9 protein-coding genes are annotated in these 18615 nt (G+C 38.8%); 2 read left to right on the forward strand and 7 right to left on the reverse strand.

All coding sequences use genetic code 11. The annotated features are described in order from the left end of the window. Positions 1 to 14 precede the first annotated feature (14 nt). The 5 genes from KZC02_RS31205 to KZC02_RS31225 form a co-directional block, all read right to left on the reverse strand. Positions 15 to 3230: a TonB-dependent receptor gene (locus tag KZC02_RS31205; protein ID WP_229253910.1), complete on the reverse strand. Its 3216-nt coding sequence runs from the start codon at positions 3228 to 3230 to the stop codon at positions 15 to 17. A gap of 769 nt (positions 3231 to 3999) precedes the next feature. Beyond that, positions 4000 to 5427 carry a DUF1501 domain-containing protein gene (locus tag KZC02_RS31210; protein WP_221392231.1) on the reverse strand — a complete coding sequence of 476 codons (1428 nt, stop codon included), beginning with the start codon at positions 5425 to 5427 and terminating at the stop codon, positions 4000 to 4002. A gap of 178 nt (positions 5428 to 5605) precedes the next feature. After that, positions 5606 to 7966: a DUF1549 domain-containing protein gene (locus tag KZC02_RS31215; RefSeq protein ID WP_221392232.1), complete on the reverse strand. Its 2361-nt coding sequence runs from the start codon at positions 7964 to 7966 to the stop codon at positions 5606 to 5608. Between the two features lie 304 nt (positions 7967 to 8270). Continuing rightward, on the reverse strand, positions 8271 to 9779 hold the full coding sequence (locus tag KZC02_RS31220; protein ID WP_221392233.1) for a RagB/SusD family nutrient uptake outer membrane protein: 1509 nt from the start codon (positions 9777 to 9779) through the stop codon (positions 8271 to 8273). A 10-nt stretch (positions 9780 to 9789) separates the two neighbouring features. Further along, complete coding sequence (locus KZC02_RS31225) at positions 9790 to 12954, reverse strand: TonB-dependent receptor (RefSeq protein ID WP_221392234.1); 3165 nt, start codon at positions 12952 to 12954, stop codon at positions 9790 to 9792. Between the two features lie 671 nt (positions 12955 to 13625). Between KZC02_RS31225 and KZC02_RS31230 the strand changes: the two genes are divergently transcribed. Continuing rightward, positions 13626 to 15530: a gliding motility-associated C-terminal domain-containing protein gene (locus tag KZC02_RS31230; protein WP_221392235.1), complete on the forward strand. Its 1905-nt coding sequence runs from the start codon at positions 13626 to 13628 to the stop codon at positions 15528 to 15530. A gap of 6 nt (positions 15531 to 15536) precedes the next feature. On the opposite strand, the gene KZC02_RS31235 is transcribed toward KZC02_RS31230, so the two are convergent. Together KZC02_RS31235 and KZC02_RS31240 are read right to left on the reverse strand one after the other, a co-directional pair. Then, entirely contained in the window at positions 15537 to 15947 is a 411-nt protein-coding gene (locus KZC02_RS31235) for a helix-turn-helix transcriptional regulator (RefSeq protein WP_229253911.1), read from the reverse strand. 268 nt (positions 15948 to 16215) lie between these two features. Further along, entirely contained in the window at positions 16216 to 17031 is an 816-nt protein-coding gene (locus KZC02_RS31240) for a 2,3,4,5-tetrahydropyridine-2,6-dicarboxylate N-succinyltransferase (protein WP_221392237.1), read from the reverse strand. Between the two features lie 526 nt (positions 17032 to 17557). Between KZC02_RS31240 and gap the strand changes: the two genes are divergently transcribed. Further along, a complete protein-coding gene (gene gap / locus KZC02_RS31245; RefSeq protein ID WP_221392238.1) occupies positions 17558 to 18568 on the forward strand; it encodes a type I glyceraldehyde-3-phosphate dehydrogenase in 1011 nt (336 codons plus the stop codon). Positions 18569 to 18615: the final 47 nt, after the last annotated feature.

Here is an 18615-nt window from a genome sequence, read left to right on the forward strand (position 1 = left end):
TGAAATTGATCAGCTTAAAAATTCAGATTAATACCAATAGTCCAGGTGCGGGGAATAGGATAATTAGAGAAGTCACGTCCCTGACTCAGGTTACCACCATTGCCATTTCCATCACCTTGTCCACTCGTTTCAGGATTTGGTCCACCCCAGTATTTTGTAAATACATATAGTTGCTGAACAGAACCATAAAGGCGAGCAGATTTGAAATACTTGCTCTTAATTCCTACGTTGTAACCAAGTGTCACGTTTTTAATTGTGAAGAAAGAAGCTTTTGCCAAAAATTGAGTACTTGCCCAGTCTCTTTCAAGTCCTGTGAAATTTCCCCCATTATTTGTTGCACCAAACTTGCCTTTTCCAGGCGTTATAACCGTAGCAGCATAAGGACTGCCATTGGCATCCAACGCATTCTTAACCCGGAAACGATCTTTTACATCTGCCACCATATTGAATACTCCATCCAGATTGGCTGTGCTATACAAATGCGTTACATAAAGCTGATTGCCCTGTGATCCGGAGCCTGTTATAGAAAGGTCGAAGTTACCATAAGAAAGATTGTTGGTAAGACCGTATGTAAATTTCGGAAATGGATTACCAATAATAGTTCTGTCATCCTGGTCGCCACCATTGGTAATTACACCGTCACCATTGATATCCTTGTATTTAATAACCCCGATAGCAGAGCGGCCGGGAACGACAGGCGAGTTTTTAAGTTCTTCAGCACTATCATAGTATCCGTCTTTTACCAAACCATAAAACTGACCGAATGGCTTACCAACCTGAGTAATATTCACATCTCCATATACCCTGTCAATACCAGGAGCTAACTCCAATACTTTGTTACGGTTAATAGAAATGTTCGCACTGGTTGTCCATTTTAAAGCACCCGTCAGGTTTCTTGTGGTAAGCGAAAATTCATGTCCCCAGAATTTGATCTCTCCAATGTTGTCATTATAACGTTCAAATCCGGATTCCTGAGGAACCTGAACACTGTAAAGCAGGTTGGTAGTTCTCTTGGTATAAAAGTCATAAATAAACTGTATACGGTCGTTAAATAACCCAAGGTCAAGGCCCAAATCAAATTGTTTTGTGGTTTCCCATCCAAGGTTGTTATTGGCAAGAGAAGTAATGTTAGCACCAGTTGCAACGGTACTTCCGAATACCGCATTCGTAGTGTTGTTAACCAATGCATATTGCGTATAATTACCAATGTTGTTATTACCAATTACACCGTAGCTGCTTCTTAATTTTGCAAAAGATACCTGGCGTATATTATCCTTCATGAATTCTTCATCCGAAATAACCCAGCCCACAGAAGCAGAAGGAAACGTTCCCCAACGGTTGTTCGCCCCAAATCGGGAAGAACCATCAGCACGGACAGCAGCTGAAAACAGATATTTCCCCTTGTAGTTATAAGTTAAACGGGATATGTAAGACGCTAATGACCACGCGTTGATACCGTTGAAAGTATTGCCACCGGAACGATCAATGTTAAGTGCTCCCTGAATTGTCGGTAGCCGGTCATCGGTATAGGTATTAGCGGTTATCCGACTATATTCCTGCCGATATTTTTGCTGTGTAAAACCAGCTAACAATTCAAAATTGTGATCTCCAAAACTTTTGTTATACGTGGCATAATTTTCGTTCAGCCAAGAGAAGTTTTGAAGAGCCTGGCGAATAGAAACAGCTGTGGTCGGAACAGGAACGTTGATGTTACTGGTAGCAGTCGACGGGTTGAAAAAGAAAAACTTGGTGCTTTCAAGTTCAATGTTCAGCGAAGTCCTTAGTGATAATCCTTTTATTGGCTGATACTGCAAATATGTATTTCCAAGTAACTTTGTTGTTTTTGTCTCGTTAACAAGCTCTTTGGCTGCTCTTACCCAGTTCGGATAATCAAATATATTTCCGGTATTTCCAGGGAAGTTATTATACTTGGTCAGTTGTCCGTTCGCATCATATATCGGCATAACCGGCCAGGTATGCAAAGCATTAAAAAGAATACCTGTACCACGGTCTCCGTCAGTTCTTGGCGTATTATCAAAAACGTACTGCGGTGCTATATTGAAACCAATTTTCAGTTTTTTATTAACTGTGTATTCGGTGTTCATACGTAATGAATACCTTTTGTAATTATTATTAATTACTACACCGTCCTGGTTAAATACCCCTGCAACGATTGATGTACTCACGTTTTCCTTATTGGAAGTTAACGTAAGGTTATAACTTTGTATCGGTGCTCTTCTCAACAGCGCTTTATACCAGTTGTTGTCTTTATTAGCAAAATCCGCCGGATTCGCAAATACTTCCGGAACCGGTTGGTTTTGGTCTTCGTAGTACTCCTTTTTGAACTGAGCAAATTCTTGTGCAGTTAACATTTTCACCAAACCTCTGTCAGGCACTTTCTGGGTTCCGTAATAGGCATTCAAGCTGATGTTGGTCTGTCCCGCTTTTGGTTTTTTCGTTGTGATCAAAACAACACCATTGGCAGCCCGCGATCCGTAAAGAGACGTAGAAGCAGCATCTTTCAGGATTGTAATTTCATCAATTTCATCCGGGTTCATGGCAGAAATATCACCAGTTATAGGAAATCCGTCGATCACATATAGTGGGTCACTACCTGCCGAAACTGAAACCTGGCCACGGATACGTACAGACATTCCCTGACCTGGCTTACCAGTAGTCTGATTGATTTGCACGCCAGCCAAACGTCCCTGAAGTTTTTGTGTTACCTGAGAAACAGGCATATCTTTTATTTCAGCAGAACTTACTGTCTGGACAGATCCAGTAATTTCCTTTTTCAACTGGCTACCGTATCCTACCACAACAACTTCAGTTAGTGCTTTTGAATCGGTTTCCATTTTGATGTCAATATTGGTACGGCTTCCAACAGCGACTTCCTGTGAAAGGTAACCCACTGATGAGAATATCAAAGTACCCCCGTTATCCGGAACTGTAATTGCATATGTCCCGTCCGTTGCAGATACGGTTCCTGTTGTTGTTCCTTTCAGTACGATACTTACACCAGGTAGCTCCTGGCCTGCGTCGTCCAAAATTTTACCTTTTATGGATTTATCAATTGTCGCCGATATCTCAGTTTTTACCAGAACCGGGGCAGCAGAAATATGGGCAAAGGAAGCAGTACTTAGTGCAAGGCCGGCCATAACAATTGCCCACGAATTTTTAATGGGCTTGTTTTTTCCGGATTGCAATGATAATTGTTGAGATGGAATCATATTTTTTTGGTTGGTTAAAAAATTTAAGGTCTTAGGAAAACGCCCGGGTCAGAACAGGTTTATGCTGACAGGGTACTAGATTTTAGGGTTATTTTCTGTGTTGCATAGTTGATTATTTTAGTGAATAATGAATTGTGTTGGGTTAGGAATAGTCAGTTTGAATTAATGGGTCAGGAATGTCAGTTTAAATCACTATATTATATAAGTCTTAAAATATATTTAATTATTCATATTTTTAACTAGTCGAGCTATTTCCGGTTGATAATTTAAAATTTCTTAAAATCGGTATGATTTGGTATAGTTAAACGAACGCTATTTGAATGATATCTCTTCCAGTATAATGCCAGATCTGAAACTACACTGAGAATAAAAGGGGTTTTCGTTAGATGAAGTAAAACAGATGTAAAGTCTACTTTTCCATAATGGTTATAATTTTAATAATTAGAGTGCAATTACTGAAAATGGCTTACCTGAAAAGGATAAGTTTTAATTACTATAATAATATTATGCAATACTAAAATGATTGAAAGAAGGGACTGTCCTGCTCTGTCTGGTTTTAATCAATATTTAATAAGGAAGAGTTTTTAGGATTAAATCGTTATTGGGCGGATATATAAAATGTGTAATATTGATGTTGAAGATGCTCAAAATGACAGAAAATGCTGATTTATTGATAAAAATAAATGAGTAAAATTTTGTATTTATTCAACAAAAAACACCTGACAATTTGATGCCAGGTGCAGGTAATCTTTACTTAATAATTAAATATTTATGTTAATAAATCCATTGCCGCCTTTCCTTTTCCGTCTGGCGTGGTATAGAACGGACGTTTTTCAACTTCATACTGAGTGTCTTCCGGAATCCCTAATGCATGGTAGATTGTCTGGTGGACCTGATCAATTTTGATCGGATTTTCTATTGTTTTGCACGGACGTTCGTCAGCTGTTTTACCATAAACAAACCCTTTTTTAATTCCACCACCAAACATTAACATAGAGCCGGCATCAGTAAAATGACGGTGCATTCCGTAAAATTTCAGGTCAGATAAGATATCCGGCTGTTGTACCTGCTCCAATACTTTTGCATCTGGTTTACCTTCCACCATCATATCCCGGCTGAATTCACTGGCCAATACAACCATGGTTCTGTCCAATAAACCTTGTTTGTCCAGGTCTTTAATGAGCTGTGCGATTGGCCCATCGATTTGTTTTTTCATTTCGATCAGACGGGTATAACCATTTTCGTGTGTATCCCATCCTTTAAATGGTTCGTATTCGGTAGTTACACTTATAAACCTGGCGCCCTGCTCGGTAAGACGACGGGCCAGTAAGCATCCCAAACCGAATTTTCCGGTATTGTATATATTGTAACTTTCCTTGGGTTCAGTACTCAGATCGAACGCTTTTGATTCAGGAGAATTAAGTAATGCGTAAGCCTGCTCCATGGAACGTTTGAGAGATTCGCGCTGATAGTCGCTGCCAAATTCTCCAACCGGACTGTTATTGATCAGTTCATTGTACAACTGATTTCTTCTTTCAAATCGTTTTGCATCCATCCCAACAGGTGGCCGTACACTATCTAAACCCTGGCTTGGATCAGGAATAAAAAACGGGCCGAATTCATTTCCGAGGAACCCGGCTGTATGAAAAGCTTTCAGTTCTTCTGCTTCGCCAACTGTGAAACGCTGGCCGATATCAATGAACGCAGGAATGACCGGGTTCTTTGGGCCCAGCTCTTTTGCAATCCAGGAACCCAGATGCGGAGCTGCCACAGTTTGCGGCGGTTCGTAACAGGTATGCCAGTGATACTGATGGCGCGAATGTAGAATATGACCCATATCGGCTGCCACATAAGATCGGATAAGCGTGCCTTTATCCAGCACATTTCCTATGGATTGCAGGCCGTCAGAAAAATGAATTCCATCCAATTTTGTCGGCATAGACTTGAAAGTACTCAGTACTCTATTGCCTTCCATATTCTTTTCAAATGGCGTATAAAGCTTCGGATCGAATGTTTCAGTGTGTGCCATTCCACCTGCCATCCATAATAAAATTACCGTATCAGCGGTCGATTCTGAACCTGAAATGGTTTTACAACCTGATAAAAGACTTGATATTGGAGCGCCTGCTGCCAGCGCTGCCATGGTAGCAGCACTAGCTCTTTGCAGAAATTCTCTTCTATTCCATTTGGTATTCATTTTATACGAAGTATTAAATGATTGATTTTAAATTAATTACAAAAAATAACTTTCTATACTTTTTTTATTTATAAAAAATATAATTCATACATATAGTATAGAAAGTATAGTATTTACTATTTGTTATTAATGTACTATATTAGATACACTAATTAAAAGTTTAATTAATATTTTTCTTTTAATATATTAACTGAAACTCAGGTATCAGTGCCATTGCCCAAACCAGATCTTGGATTCCTTCCTCACTTGGTTTTGGCCCCAGAATTTTCTTAGCCACATCCAGTTCTTTTGGAAGTGGATTTCTGCCAAGTGCTCTCCGGTAAAGTTCCGTCACCAGCGAGTCGGAAGTTGGATATTTTGTCTTCCACTCTTTTGCACCACGTTTTAATGTTTCTGTAAATTTGTTACCATTTGTAAGCTCTAGCGCCTGCAGCAAATTTGCCTGCGAAGTTCTGCTGGTACTTACGGTTTCTCTGTTCGGCCTTCCCAAAGATGTCAGGAAGGGATCATTTTTTACGAAGCCCGCTCTTGGAAAAGGCAGTTTGCTTTCCATCTTTTCAGGCAGTAACTTGAACACAACAGCAGAGTCGGCATACATTGGATTGAACGCGGAGCTGATGGCATCTGTAAATTGTTCAGCCGTAAGCCGACGGCGAATCATTCCTGTAAACTTATATGTATTGGCCATGATGTCGTTGGCTTCTTTCACAGATGTGGACGGAAGCTGATACGTTTTAGAAGTGACGATTGTATAGATCAGTTTTTTCATGTCATAACCATTGGCAACAAAATCCGAGGCCAGGTAATCCAGCAGGTCTTCGCTCCATGGTACGTTGTCCATCATGTCAACAGGTTCCACTATTCCACGGCCAAGCAATTGAGCCCAGATTCTGTTCACGGCAGTTCTGTAAAGTCGCCCGTCTTTTGGCTGAACCAAAAGGTCGGCCAGCTGGCGCAATCGTTTTTCTGTACTGGCATTAATACTGATTTCACCAAGTTCGGGAAACAGAATTTTGGTGCCTGCAATTTTACCAGTTGGCTTATCGCAACGGTTAATTTCCAGTAATGTGTCAGCAAAAATATTTGCAAAAGCATAGGAATCCGCCAGTTTCCAATCGCTGATGAAACTATCATGGCAGGATGCACATTTTAAATTTAACCCAAGTAAAACCTGGGATACATTTTGCGCAGCCTGCATTTCGGTACGCTGACTGGAATTGATAGTTCCGCGCCATTTAATACCTTTTATAAAACCTTCAGATTGTTTGTTCGGACTGATCAGTTCTTTCACGAATCCGTTGTAAGGCTTATTTGTTTCAAGCGAAGTATAAAGCCATTTGGTAATATCAAACCGCCCGCCTGTAATATAACCGGTTCCTGAATAATCGTTACGCAGTGCATCATTCCAGAATGACATCCAGTGCTGTGCATAATCATCATTTCTGTTCAATAACTCTTTCGCCAGCAATTCGCGTTTGTCCGGCCGTGCATCTGCTACAAATGCTTCGATTTTTTCAGGCGGAGGAAGTAAGCCAATAATATCAAGGTAAACACGGCGAATATATACGCGATCATTTACCACAGGCTTCCATGCAATTTTGTTCTTTTGGAAATACACATTTACAAACCTGTCAACTGGTTGCACGATATTACCGGTTGGCGCTGGCAACGCTGGCATACGTGGTTCAAGTGCAGCGACACGGTAAATACTTTTTTGTTTTCCATCCGGCCATAGTGCTCCTTTTTCAATCCAGAACCTGAGTAATTTAATTTCCCGTTCTGTAAGCCTTTTGCCTTTTGTGGGCATTGCATCTTTATCACTTTTTGGCAAAGAAATTCTTCTGATCAATTCACTTTTGTCCGGATAGTTCGGAATTACAACTACTCCGTCTTCACCACCTTTCATAATGGCCTCTTTGCTGTCCAGTCTCAGGTCGCCTTTTATCTTGGTTTCGCTGTGGCAACTATAACAATTATGCGCCAGGATTGTACGCACTTCCACATTCAGGTTTTGAACCTGCTCCGGATTCAAAGCGCCAGTATTTGTAAGCACAAAATCCGGTTCATCGGATCCGGTTGGTTCAACAGGTTCAGATGAAGACGGTAACACGCTTGACAAATAATCATCGCCATGTGTTAGCATAGCTCCGTAATGCCCTGCCAAAGAAACGCCGCAAACAGTGGTAAGCAATAAGGAACGGTATAAACTTCTACTATTAAAACGCAAGGAGAACGTGGCTAAAACTGCCAAAGTCATTGTAGCAATCCCAGCCCAGCGGTGTATTTCCAGATTTGGGCCGGCAGCTTCTTCCTGATTGGCAAGCATCCATCCAAAAATGACGGCAAACACAGCACTTAATGCGCCAATCCAGGTAAGTATATTTGTTGCTTCACGCAGCCTGGTAGATTTGCGTTTCCAGTCGGTTAGTTCAAGGATGAGTGCGACGCATAAAAGTCCAATAGGAAAATGAACCAGCAATGGATGTAATCTTCCTAAAAATTGCCAGAGCCAAAAGGTTTCGGTTGCTTCAAGTAACACAATGAAAAAGATTAGTGGTTTAGGAATGTTGCGTATAACTTCTAAAAACAAGATACAATACTATAAGTAATAAGACTGATTGCTGTCCTGTTCTGTCTTGGCTAAAATTATACCGGATAAAGTGGTAACAGGTAAATTTTAGTAAAAACAATTTGTAACCGTTTTATTCACAGAAGGTTAATACCCGTTTCAATATTATTATAACAAATTTTGTCCATAAATAATTTAACTTTTAAGGAGAAACACACAATTTACAGTGTTTCTCCTTAAAAGACTGCCTGTTTTGTAACTCTGATTAACTAATTCAATATCCTGGATTTTGTACCAGTTTTGCATTAATCAGAATTTGCGGAGCTGGAAGCGGAAGATAATATTCAAATTCTGAAAAAACGTAATCAGTTGAATTAAACGGTACATTTCCCCTTGCAATGGTTGGTTTTGCTTTTTCACGAGCTCCATGTGCATTCATGAAAGTGGCCCATTGTGCTGGAGTCATTGTTCTTTTTAAATCAAACCATCTGTGATTTTCAAATGCCAGCTCAATCCTTCTTTCTTTTAATACTGCCGTTCTGAAAGTTACTTTATCCAATCCCGTCAGATCGGTCAAACCGGCACGTTTACGAATTTGGTTGAGATAACCCAATGCTTCGGCCGTCGGGCCGGATACTTCGTTAATTGATTCGGCAAGCATCAGCAGTACATCAGCATAACGTAAAACCGGCCAGTTGGTATTAGTACGGTTGACAATCGTATGCGGGTAATTGTATTTGTTTACATAAGTTACCGGGTAATAAACGCCATCCAGAGTAAAACCTGTTCTTAAAGATATGTCTTTTCTCAGATCGCCTTTTTCATAAGCTTCGATCATATCATTCGTTGGCGCATTTCTCCCTCCGTTTGATCCGGCCGCATAACCTGTTACGGCCCCTTTTGAAACCCGCGGAGCAAAAACGTATTCAAAATTACTTTGTTCACCCAGGTCATTGTCACCCTGATATTGTATTTCAAACAAAGATTCGACACCGTTCTTTTTTGCTGGAGAAGGGTCAAAATTGTCTGCATAGTTTGCATTCAATGAATATCCCAGTGTTGTTACTTCTTTTAACGTCGTTACAGCTTCAGGATATCTTTTATTGGTAAGATATACTTTGCCAAGCAAACCCAGAGCCGCTCCTTTCGTAACTCTTCCTTTGTCTCCTGCATTGGTATAAGCAGCTGGTAATAAGGAAACGGCTTCTTTCAAATCAGCTTCTATTAATGCCCATACATCTGCCTGAGGAGAACGCACGAGATCAAAAGCCGGGTCAGGCGTTTCCAGTGTAGAGGTAACCAGTACAACATCGCCAAAATACTGAACCAGATTAAAATAGAGATAAGCTCTTAAAAATTTCAACTGACCTTGTATTTCCTTCCTTGGAGCATCGTCAATTGTGGCATCAACCATTTTCTCTAAGGTAAGATTGAGATTATACAAAGAAGAATAGTAGTTATTCCAAACTGTATTGATCTCACCATTTCCGGAGTTGATAGTTGAAAATTCAAAAGCTTCCCATCCACCTGCACCACCCCGGTCAGAAGGATTCAGATCGACAGTGGTATTGTCTGTCTGAAACTCACCGAATAAATAGGCCTGATTGGTAATGGTTTGAATTGATCCGTAAACTCCGTTCAAAGCCTGCTTAACCTGGGCTTCATTTTCATAAAAAAGGTCAACGCCTACTTTTGTCGGGTCCGTTTGATCAAGGAAATTTTCATTACAGGATGATTGGAACAAACCCAGAACAACAAGACAGATAACGGTTATATTTTTCATTTTCATATTTTTAGAAGTTAACTTTTATACCTGCCGAGAATGTTCTGGGAATCGGATATGACTCATCATCATTATTCAACTCTGTTCCACCTCTTACGCCTGCATCAGGATTACTGCCAGGATACTTGGTTACCAGCAGCAGGTTAGCGGCATTAATGAAAATTCTGGCATCCGACAAAATTCCTTCCAGTTTAGGAAGTGTATATCCAATCGTTACATTCTTCACCCACATATGTGTTCCGTCATAAACGTAACGTTCGCTGCTCTCTCTTGACCATTTGAAATAATCTGTTCCGCCCTGTGAATGTTTGTCGTTAGGATTTGGTCCGGGATTTTCAGGAGATCTCCATCTGTCTTTGGCTTTTTCCAGTACGTTGAATACGCCATCCATATTCATTGTGGAAGCTTCTATATTCCGGTAAATATCGAATTTGTACGCACCCATCAACAGCACACTTACATCAAATCTTTTGTAATCCGCACCTACGGTCCAGGCCCAGTTGAATTTAGGATTTGGGTTGCCAATCTCTGTCATGTCTTTGGTATCATAAGAAACGATTCCGTCGGGTCCGCCATTGGCCGCTCCATGTAAATCCGCAAATTTCATTGCACCGGGAATTGCTCCGTCCTGTGTCGGGGAAGCTAGGATCTCTTCTTTTGTGTTAAATATTCCCAACTTGCGATATCCGAATATCATTCCTATGGGCCTGCCAACCTGCTGGATATTATATCCACCATATTGACTTCCCTGTAATATGAAATCATTATTTCCTCTGATGGCAAGTACTTTATTTCTGTTGAACGTAATGTTACCGTTGGTTCTGAAATTAACCTGACCCACCTTAATACGATAATTGATAGCTACTTCAACTCCCTGATTCTGAACTTTACCCAGGTTTTTTAGGGTTGTGGTAAACCCCGATACCGCTGGTATGTTGTAACCAAGTAACATATCATCGGTAATCTTCTTGTAATATTCTACCGTAAAAACCAGTCTGTTATTAAATGTTGCCAGGTCAAACCCAATATCTAGCTGATTTGATTTTTCCCATGTTAAATCAGAATTTGCAAAACGGGTAACAGTTTTTCCTGGAGCCAGTGTATTATTAAAAACATAATTGTTTAAACCTAAAAAAGCCAAACTAGCGTAATTTCCATCGTCCGTAATATTCTGATTAATGTTGAAGTTATTATTGGCACTCACAGAATAACTGTTATTACCTGTTTTTCCCCAGCTTGCTCTAAATTTTAAATCAGTGAGCCAGTTAGCTTTTGGCATAAAAGATTCTTCCGATATTCTCCAGCCAACAGAGGCCGCAGGAAAATTTCCAAACTGATGCCCCTCACTAAACCTGGAACTGCCTTCACGCCGCATTGTTGCCGAAAGCAGGTATTTATCCTTGAAGGAATAATTCAAACGGGCTACATAAGCTAGCATGGTCCATTTTCTTTCAATAGAATTAGAAGAGCGAATGGTTGCATTGCCAAGATACGGAGCCAGGTCATCCGGAAAAGTATTGCCGGCTCCATAAAGTCCTTTAACCGTTTCCTGCTGGGCTGTATAACCAAGAAGCGCGTCGAAATGATGATTTTCACCAAAATTCTTGTTATAAGTAAGGAGCTGATCCGCGGAATAATTTCTTAACTCTTCTGAGTCATCACGTTCTGTAGCAATTCTCGGTGGTGCTCCTGCACTTCCGGTTGCTATGGTGAGCCCGATAGTAGAAGGAGAAAATTCCTTATAATTGTTATAATTGATCTTGGCGTTAAGGGATGACCGGAATTTAAATCCTTTGCCGATATCAAATTCTACATATCCGTTTGCCAGTACGTCGGCAATGTTACGATTGCGTTTGAAGTTTTTTAATACAAATAATGGATTTGGAAAACCGAAAATATCTCCAACACCATTATAATAAGGGATTAGCTCCCCTTTTTCATCGTAAGCCGGATAGCGCGGATCACTGATCAGTGTTAATCCGACAATGGCATTTCGTCCGTCAGTCTGGGCAAGGTTTGATTTAGAATAACTTCCGGCGATGTTCATACCCATAGAAATTACTTTATTAACCTGTCCTGCCAAATTTGTTCTTACAGATGCTCGGTCGTAGCCAGTATATTGAAGAGATCCGTCTTCTTTATAATAACCAACTGAAACCACAGATTTGATCGGCCCTTTTCCCGATGATAGTGTCACGTTTACATCCTTATAAGGGGCATTGTTATGTAGAATAAGATCGAACCAATTAGTTGAATATTTGGTAGCTGATGGATTGCGGAAATCAATTGGTATTTCTTCCTCGGTTGGATCCCTGTGAGTAGTATTGCTTTCCTGAATTTTAAATCTGCCAATAAAAACTTCCCTTTTAAACTGCGCAAAATCAGGTCCGTTCAAAACATGTGTTTTTCTTGAATCAGGTACATTCTGAATACCATAATCTACCGAAACATTTAAACTTGTTTTCCCTTCCTTGGCACCTTTGGTTGTAATCAATACCACACCATTTGATCCTCGCGCTCCGTAAATTGCTGTTGAAGCAGCATCTTTCAAAATAGAAATTGTTTCAATATCATTGGGATTTAAGTTCTGCCCCACAGAAATACCAACCGGAAATCCATCTATTACATAAAGCGGATCACTGCCTGCTCCAAGTGAACTAATACCTCTGACTTTAACTTCGAACTGCTGGCCCGGCGTGCCGCTTTTTTGTTTTATAATTACACCCGGAGCCTGACCCTGTAGCATCCTGGTTACGTTGGATTTTGGTACTTCTCCAATATCATCCATATTGATAACAGAAACTGCCGATGTTATATCTCGTTTTCGTTGGGTACCATACCCTACTACTACTACTTCTTCAAGTGCCTTATTATCAACTAAAAGCTGAATATCTAACGTTGTTTGATTTCCTATCGTTGATTCTTTTGGTAAATATCCAACAAATGAGAAGACTAAAACCGGATTTCCAGTATCAGGAATATTTATAGAATAAGCCCCATCAGTATTCGACACAGTTCCAGTACTACTTCCCTTCAATACTATGCTTACACCCGGAAGTGGCAAGCCATTTTCATCGCTTATTTTACCAGTTATGGTACGATCAGCCAGTGTAAATTGGTTTGTACCTATTTCTATATCATTACCGGCAATCAGATCAGTATTTACAAGAGACATTACAAAAAAAGAAAGCAATGTATGCCTTAATATAAGGCGAGAGCTTCCAGGAAAAGTTAGGAGTCGAATTTGATTCATAATCGGATTTTTAAAGGTGGAATAGTTAGAAATTAATAGTAATTAAAAAATTATTATATCATATATTATAAGGATTAATGAAGAAAAAATTGACTTTTTAAAATTGTAAATACTGTTAAATCTTGGTAAAAGCATATCAAAATTGAGCCATATTTTGGTATTAAAATGAGCTTATACGATTAATAAATTGTTAAGAATGAAACTTTTACACCGGAATTTTTAAAAGAACTATCCGTGGATGATTCAATGAATATTTATCAGACTGTTCTGAAATTTTAATAGAAATAGTACTATTAAAATAATATAAAAATAGATTTGAATAGTGTTATTTATGCAATGATAAATGTATTTGTTATGCTGACTGTCCTGCTGTGTCCGGTATCAAAAAAAGTTTGAGTAAATGTTTTCATAATTTCTACAAAATTTTACGATTTGTTGAGAATTTAACTAGGCAACTAGTTCATTAGCAATTATTTCTAACTAAATAACCGTATAATAGAAAAACCTAGTTGCCACAGAATTTATTAATTTAAATTGTTAATTTTATAGAATTACTCAACATTAGGCCGAGCGCGGATTTAAGAATTATACGTATGAAAAATATTTTGCTTAAAACGTTCATACTTCTTACCTGGCTGATAACAGGAAACCAGGTAAAAGCCAACCATATTGTTGGAGGAGAGTTGAGAATGAAATCTGTTGGATCCGGAAAATTTGAAATTTCACTCATACAATACTGGGACAAAAAAAACCTTATTATTCCCACGCCAACAGTTGGAGGAAACCGTGACCCTGATGCTGAATTATACATATATAGCAAGAGAAACAATATGTTAATGGACTTACTTACTGTTACTTACAATTCTACTTCTCAGATTGAATATCAAAATAAAGCATGTGCAACCAGCCGTTCTCTTGAAACGCTTACTGGAATTTATACCGGTACCATAAGTCTGCAATCAGGCAGGTACAATGATCCGGAAGGTTATTATATCGTATGGGAAAGATGTTGCCGCAATGATGACATCAATAATATTGTGAACCCGGGTGAAAACGGAATGGTCTTCTACCTGGAATTCCCACCATTAACTGTTGTAAATACATCTCCCGTTTTTCAAGCTCCCAATGGCCAATATATTTGTATAAACCGGGATTTTACCATGAATATGTCTGCAACGGACGAAGATGGTGACGAATTAAGATATACATTGGTTACTCCAATGCGTGGAAATACAAGTCCGGATGACCCTATTGGAAATGATTCCAGGAAAAACGGGTATCCATTAGTGACGTGGATAAATGGAGTTTCATTAAATAATGTGATATCTGGATCACAGCCTTTGAGAATTGATAATGATGGTTTATTGAAAGTCAATGCTAACCGGATTGGCCTGTATGTTTTTACAATTCAGTGTGAAGAACTCCGTAATGGCAAACGAATTGGTTTGGTGCGTCGTGACTTCCAGCTTCTTGTGATAGATTGTAATGATGAAACCCCGGAACAACCAGTGGTTATGGTTGATAATAAGCCAGTTAACGAAATATCTTTCTGCCCTCAAAATCCAATTGAGCTAAAAACTGATACTTCTGCTGAATGGTCTTATCAGTGGCAATTAAATGGTTTGAATATTCCTGGTGCAACCAATTCAACAATTATGGTGAGCGATACCGGTAATTATTCGGTTGTAAAAAGTTTTAGCCAAAAATGTTCAAAGGATACTGCATCTTCTTCGGTTCATGCAACTTTCAAAACGATAGAGGCAGTTATTACCGAAGGGAAATCGGTATTATGTAAAAATGATTCCACTACATTGCTCGCAAATGGTGGACTAGCGGGAAACGATTTAACTTTTTCCTGGAAGCGAAATGATGTTTCCATTGCTAACGGGACAAGCTCTCAGATAAAAGTGCACGAAGCTGGGCTGTATGAATTGACTGTCAGGGATGAGCTTGAAGGTTGCATTGGAAATGACTCGATTCTGATTAGTAACGAAGACATTATTGTGGATCTTCCAGAAAAAGCATCGATCATTGAGGGGTCCAGAATTACACTGTCACCGCAAATTCTTCCGCAAAATCTTTCTTACAGCTACCAATGGTCGCCACCAAATGGTATCATTGGCGGAGATCCTACAAAAAGGGAAATAGTAGTATCTCCTGCTTTGCCAACTGACTACCTCATTACGGTAGTTTCTCAAAATGGTTGTACCGGAACTGCAACCATCATGTTGAATGTCATTGAAAAAATGCATATTCCTACTGCTTTTTCTCCGAATAGTGATGGAGTTAATGATACTTTTGAAATTTATAATGCAAAAGATCAGATTGAAACGATTGAAGTATACAACCGTTGGGGAGAGGTAATCTTTCATTCTGATGGTTACGAAAAGCCATGGAACGGAACCTACAAAAATAATCCGGTACCAGCCGGAAGTTATACCTATGTAATCAAAACTACGGAAAGGGAAATTCGAGGAGATGTTTTGTTACTGCAATAGAAATATCTAAAATGGTGAATCCTGTTTAAATTCCTGGAAAGTCCCATCCGAATAGAAAATTACAATCCGCTCTACCATTTTAGCAGGCTTAACTGATTTATTAGGCTGTTTGAGATTTTGCTGTGCGGGCTCAGCTAAGAGATTCCTCCTTTTATCAGATTCTAAAGCTTCCGGCACATTAGCTTTGATACTGTTTTTCGTTGTCCTTTCGATTGATTTAGAGGCTTCTACATTAGTCAATTGCTCTTCAAAATTTTCATCATCTAAAATCCAATTTAGGCCCAAATCCGGAAATCGCTTCACTATTTTCTGAACAATGTCCAGACTTGGCTTATTTCTTCCGGCCAGGATATGGGATATACTTGAACGTTGTATTCCTATTTCATCCGCGAACAATGAAGGAGAAATATTTTTCATTGAAAGTATTTGTTTTATTTTTTCTGATAAGTCCATCAATCTATTGGTGTTAAAAAGTAAACTGTAAAGGTAAAATAAATATAATAAAATAAACTACATAATGTTATAAAGTTAAATTAGTATATATTGTTATACTCGACTTAAAATTCACTATTGTAATTTAATTAATATGGTTAATTGAATAATGTAAATAAGAATATAAAAACAAAAAAAAGCGGTTTACAATGCTGTAAACCGCTTTTTCCCTAAAACAAAAATTTTGAATATCTTAAACCGCTACATGATTGTCACGTAGCGCTTCATTTAATGAGGTTTTAAGATCGGTGCTCGCTTTTCTCTTACCTATAATCAGTGCGCAGGGTACATGATAGGTTCCCGAAGCAAACTCCTTTGGAATAGATCCTGGAATTACCACAGAATCAGCAGGAACATATCCTCTGTACTCAACTGGCTCTGAACCTGTTACGTCTATAATCTTGGAACTGCCTGTAATTACTACACCAGCACCTAAAACAGCTCTTTTACCAATATGTGCTCCTTCAACGACAATGCATCTTGAACCAATAAATGCACCATCTTCAATGATTACCGGTGAAGCCTGAACGGGTTCAAGCACACCTCCTATTCCAACGCCACCGCTTAAATGTACATTTTTTCCAATTTGTGCACAGCTTCCTACCGTAGCCCAGGTGTCAACCATAGTTCCTTCATCAATATATGCGCCAATATTTACATATGAAGGCATTAGTATTACTCCTTTTGATATATAAGATCCGTAACGCGCCACAGCTGGTGGAACGACCCTGACTCCTAATTTATCATATCCGGTTTTTAATTTCATTTTGTCGTGATATTCAAATATCCCAACTTCACTTACCACCATCTGTTGAATTGGGAAGTATAATATGATTGCTTTTTTTAAAGCTTCATTGACTTTCCAGCTACCATCAGCTTGTGGTTCGGCTACTCTTAACCGTCCTTTGTCTACTTCTTCAATAATATTTGTAATGAGATCAATAGATGACTTTTCCTTCAATAATTCCCGGTTAGACCAGATTGATTCGATCTGAATATCAAAATTCATATTAACTTTACTATTTAATTAAAACTATTTAACTCACTCATTTATAGCACATTACAGCTTTTAGAAACATATTATTTGCTTTTTTCTCTTGCCCTCTTAAACAATAAATAGTCTTTTAAAAAGGCAAAAACCAAATTGATTATTTTATGTCTTTCAGTTTCTTGTACTTTTATAAATATAACGTATCCAATTTGATTTTAGAAGGACAGATAATAATTTGTTTGTAATCTTTTCAGGTGAACCAGGCAGTGCTTTCGGGTGCCATTATTTAGTAAATAGCAGAAAGTAGAATAGAAAGGAGAAATAATCACATGCAAATAAGTAAATCCGTAAGCATTGAGTAGAAATACTACTTTAATTAGTAAAACAAATAAAGCAGCGCTATTTTTTTAGCGAAACTCTACTAATTTACTATTTTTAATAGTAATATTTCTACTATCATCCCCTGTTATTTTTTATCAGTTTCTTTCCAAAACGGCTACATTTTTGTTAATTTTGCACCAGAAATAACATAATCATACAAGACATGTCTACAGTAAAAGTTGCAATTAATGGCTTCGGGCGGATTGGCCGCCTTGTTTATCGTCAAATCTACAATATGGAAGGCATAGAGATTGTTGCGATCAATGATCTAACCAGCCCAAAGGTATTAGCTCACCTGTTAAAATATGATACAGCACAAGGACGGTTTGATGCTGATGTAAAATCCACAGAAAATTCAGTTGTAGTAAATGGCGAAAACATTGTTATTTACGCTCAAAGAGACCCCGCTCAAATTCCATGGGGATCACACGAGGTAGACGTAGTTTTGGAATGTACAGGATTTTTTACAAGTAAAGAATCTGCAAGCGCTCATATTACTGCCGGTGCAAAGAAAGTTGTAATTTCTGCTCCTGCTACCGGAGATCTTAAAACAGTTGTTTTCAATGTGAACCATGATATCCTTGATGGTTCAGAAACGATCATCAGCGGTGCTTCCTGTACCACTAACTGCCTTGCTCCAATGGCTCAGGTGTTAGAAGAAAAATTTGGTATCGTTAATGGATTGATGACTACAATCCACGCTTATACAAACGATCAGAATACTCAGGATTCTCCACATCCAAAAGGTGATTTGAGAAGAGCACGTGTTGCAGCTCAGAATATTGTTCCAAACAGCACTGGTGCTGCAAAAGCGATTGGATTGGTATTGCCTTCTTTGAAAGGTAAACTAGACGGATCAGCACAACGTGTCCCTACATTGACCGGTTCATTAACTGAATTGACAGTTATTCTTGGTAAAGAAACAACTGTTGAAGAAGTAAACGCAGCAATGAAAGATGCTGCCAATGAAAGCTTTGGTTATACTGAAGATGAAATCGTAAGCAGTGATATCATCGGAATTAACTATGGTTCTCTTTTTGATGCTACTCAAACAAGGGTACAGTCGTTTGGTGGTACTCAAATCGTTAGAGCAGTTAGCTGGTACGATAATGAAATGTCTTACGTTTCTCAGCTTGTTCGTACAGTATACTATTTTGCAAAATTGATTAAATAATAATCAGTAATAAATTAAGGTAAACGGCCTATTTGTATCATAATTTG

The sequence above is a fragment of the Dyadobacter sp. NIV53 genome (assembly GCF_019711195.1).
In the GTDB taxonomy this organism is placed as follows: Bacteria; Bacteroidota; Bacteroidia; order Cytophagales; family Spirosomataceae; genus Dyadobacter.